Consider the following 3,056-nt stretch of genomic DNA (forward strand, 5'->3'; position numbering starts at 1 on the left):
CAAAACGATCCCGACCACTTTTTTTAGCTAAATATAAGGCTTGATCAGCGCGCTTCATTACTTTATCTAAAGGCTCATTAGGCATCTGCATTGCAACACCTATACTTACTGTTAGGTGACGAGAGTTTTGAATATTTATGGTGTGCGCAAGGTCAATTAATTGCTGCGAAAAATTACACGCTTGCATCACATTATTTGTAGGAAAGTAGCCACCAAATTCTTCACCACCGAGGCGAGCAAATTTGTTTTGGTGCGTAAAAGCATTGTCGTATTTAATTGCTAGTTCTTTAAGCATTACATCACCAACATCATGACCAAACTCATCATTGATTGCTTTAAAGTGGTCTATATCGATAATTAAAATAACGTAAGGTGAGTGCTGAGCATCTTTAGCGTGCTGATAAAAATAACGTCTATTATGTACCTTGGTTAAATCGTCAATAATGAGCTCACGCGCTAATCGGTTATTAATACTTTGTACAAAGCGCATAGTTTTAAATAAACCATAGGAAGTTAAAAGCATGCCGCTGGTTCTGCATAAGTCCTCAAAATAAATACTTATCCAATAAGGTTGCACAACTAACTCATCAAGCACGTCTGCCGTGGTGCCAATGCTCCATAGTAATAAACCAAAACTAGAAAAAATATATGCTTTTTTAGATAGCTCAGAGCATTGAACCATCCAAAACAGAAATATAATGACAATTAAATTAATAAAATCGGTAGTAAAACCGTACACATTGTTTTGAACTTGTAAGGGAGGAAAGTTAGTTAGGGAGTAGGCTGAAAAAATAGCAATATAGATCAATAAAGCTAAACTTAAAACTTTATTGATCAAAGGCATTTTATAAAAGTTAGAAAGTTTAACGGTAAGTTTTACTGTTTCAATCATATTAATTGCTAGGTTTTTCAGCACTTCATTTGAAAACTATAGCACAATAATAAAAACCACCACGAAGATGAAAAACTTAATCCCCCCAAATTTAAACTCAAACTACGGTACTAAGTCCCCACAATCCCAACACTAAAATAGTAATGCCAATCATCGCTTTAGTTTTATGTTTACTAATAATTCGCTCAGCTTCATTACCGGCATAATAAACAATAATAGCCAGGCCAAAGTAACGAATAGAACGCGCAATACCTGAGGCCAATAAAAATAGCCAAATAGAGTACTTAGTCGCGCCTGCTGCAAGCATCGCTATTTGAAACGGAATAGGCACAATGCCCAGTGTTATTACAAACCAAAAACCTTGATCTTGCATTTTTTGTTTAACGTTTTCAAATTGCTCAGGGCTCGAAAGTGTATTAATAATCCAATCGCCAACCGCATCAAATAAATAATAACCCAATGCATAACCAAACAATGCGCCCACTATGCAGCCTAAGGTCGCCATTAATGCTATAAGCCATAGCTTTTCTCGACGAGCTTGCATAAGAGGCACAAGCACTGCTTCAAGTGGAATAGGAACTATGGTTGACTCTAAAAACGACGCCACTGTAATACCGCTAAGCATATGTTTAGAGTCAATAAAATTACGCGTTTTTTCTTTTAGCTTTTTTTGAATGGCCATAGTAAATCCTTTTCACTTATCAGTAAGAACAAGATTATTCAATGCGCTAATAATTACATATTTAGGTTAATACACGCTGAAAACAGTGTACTAAATTTATCAGGTCCTAGGGCGTATTGATCTTTGTGGATTGAAATTTGTTCAATCCAAGGAAGATTAAATCGCGGCGCGAGGTTTGTAGCCTAGTGGGCTCGGTAACTGCTCCTGCGTTACCCTACTGGCTTACATCCATGTAAGAATAAGTAAAAATCGAGCAAAGCTTCCGCGTCCTGCTCACGCCCCTTACCTACATCCATGTAGGCAAAAAAAGAGTTAATCGTCCCTAGAAAGAACCCAGAGGGCAGCGCATGTTTGGTATTTATGCTGCGTTATCGCCTTATTTATGGGGAATAACCACACTACATAGGCTCTGCCTTGCCTAAAAACCAAACACACAGCTGCAAATTCAACCACCAATGTTCAATACGCCCTACTGCATTAACAAATTAGTAATATCCATAAGAATATTTTATTATGTGTCAATGCAGTTAAATACCTACCAAAGCAGTTAAAAACTTATGCAAAGTGCGCGTTTTATTCCCTTTAGAAAGCAAGATATTGTTGATATGTGTAGCCAAGAGCTCAATAACAACACACAACAAACATCGTTTAAACAATTTTGCGATTTACTAGCAAGCCTTATTCATTACGATTATCACTCAACACTTGAATCACTTAAAAACAACTACGCACCGTTTGATCCCAACAGTGACACGCGATCATTAGCTCCAGTATCGGAGGATCAAAAAGCGCAGTGCCAACGTGATTTTGCTAAAGATTTTGCTAAGGTACTTAATGCAGCTAACTTTGAAGTGATCACCAATGAAGACTTACAAGATGCATTGAACGAAGAGTCACTATTTAAAGTGCGCCTTGAGGTTGAATTTGATGACTTTGAAGAAGTGGTTTTTTATCGCCGTGGCGAGTCGCAACTCACTGAAACCATAACCAGCTTTTGGGGCCTTCGTAAAAAACCGCTGCACTTTACTAATTACGACCGAGTAGCCGTGTTTATTCGCTTTAAAGATAGTGCTTATTTTGAAGCTAAAAATAAAACGCCTTTAGGGTTTGAGCCAAGTTCGACCATAGTTAAGCTGTTTCAAAATGTGCCAAAAGCCGATCTCGAAATGCTATTTCCTAACAGTGAAGTACGCATGCGCCCTATTGATAAAGCAATTATTGGCTCATCGGCTTTAATTGGCGGTGCGGTGGTACTTATAACTAAGCTTGGTGCATCAATTTTATTATTGCTTGCTCTGTTTGCTTTTTGGGGTGGCTTTAGAAGTGAAGCTGTCGAAATGACGCAACAACACTTTGTTACCTTTGCTATTGGCATGGGGGTATTTGGCAGCTTTATTTTTAAAGAATGGAGTAAGTTTAAAAACCGTAAAATTAAATTTATGAAAGCGCTTAGCGATAACCTCTACTTTAAAAACCTTGATA

Annotated in this window: 3 protein-coding genes; 1 reads left to right on the forward strand and 2 read right to left on the reverse strand. The window is 37.6% G+C overall.

Annotated features, from left to right (window positions below; translation table 11 throughout):
* A partial coding sequence (locus H5072_RS15615) for a GGDEF domain-containing protein (RefSeq protein ID WP_182694040.1) occupies window positions 1-892 on the reverse strand: 892 nt, incomplete at its 3' end.
* A gap of 97 nt (window positions 893-989) precedes the next feature.
* Window positions 990-1,574, reverse strand: coding sequence for a YqaA family protein (locus H5072_RS15620; protein ID WP_002961545.1), 585 nt, complete (start codon window positions 1,572-1,574; stop codon window positions 990-992).
* Window positions 1,575-2,131: 557 nt separating this feature from the next.
* Here H5072_RS15620 and H5072_RS15625 point away from each other — a divergent pair.
* A partial coding sequence (locus tag H5072_RS15625) for a TMEM143 family protein (RefSeq protein WP_182694041.1) occupies window positions 2,132-3,056 on the forward strand: 925 nt, incomplete at its 3' end.

Origin of the sequence: Pseudoalteromonas sp. SR45-5, assembly GCF_014163565.1 — a bacterium.
Lineage (GTDB): Bacteria > Pseudomonadota > Gammaproteobacteria > Enterobacterales > Alteromonadaceae > Pseudoalteromonas > Pseudoalteromonas distincta.

Bases quoted from the DNA above. Each gene is read 5' to 3' on its own strand.
- H5072_RS15620 (WP_002961545.1), bottom strand. From the start codon at position 1,574: ATGGCCATTCAAAAAAAGCTAAAAGAAAAAACGCGTAATTTTATTGAC.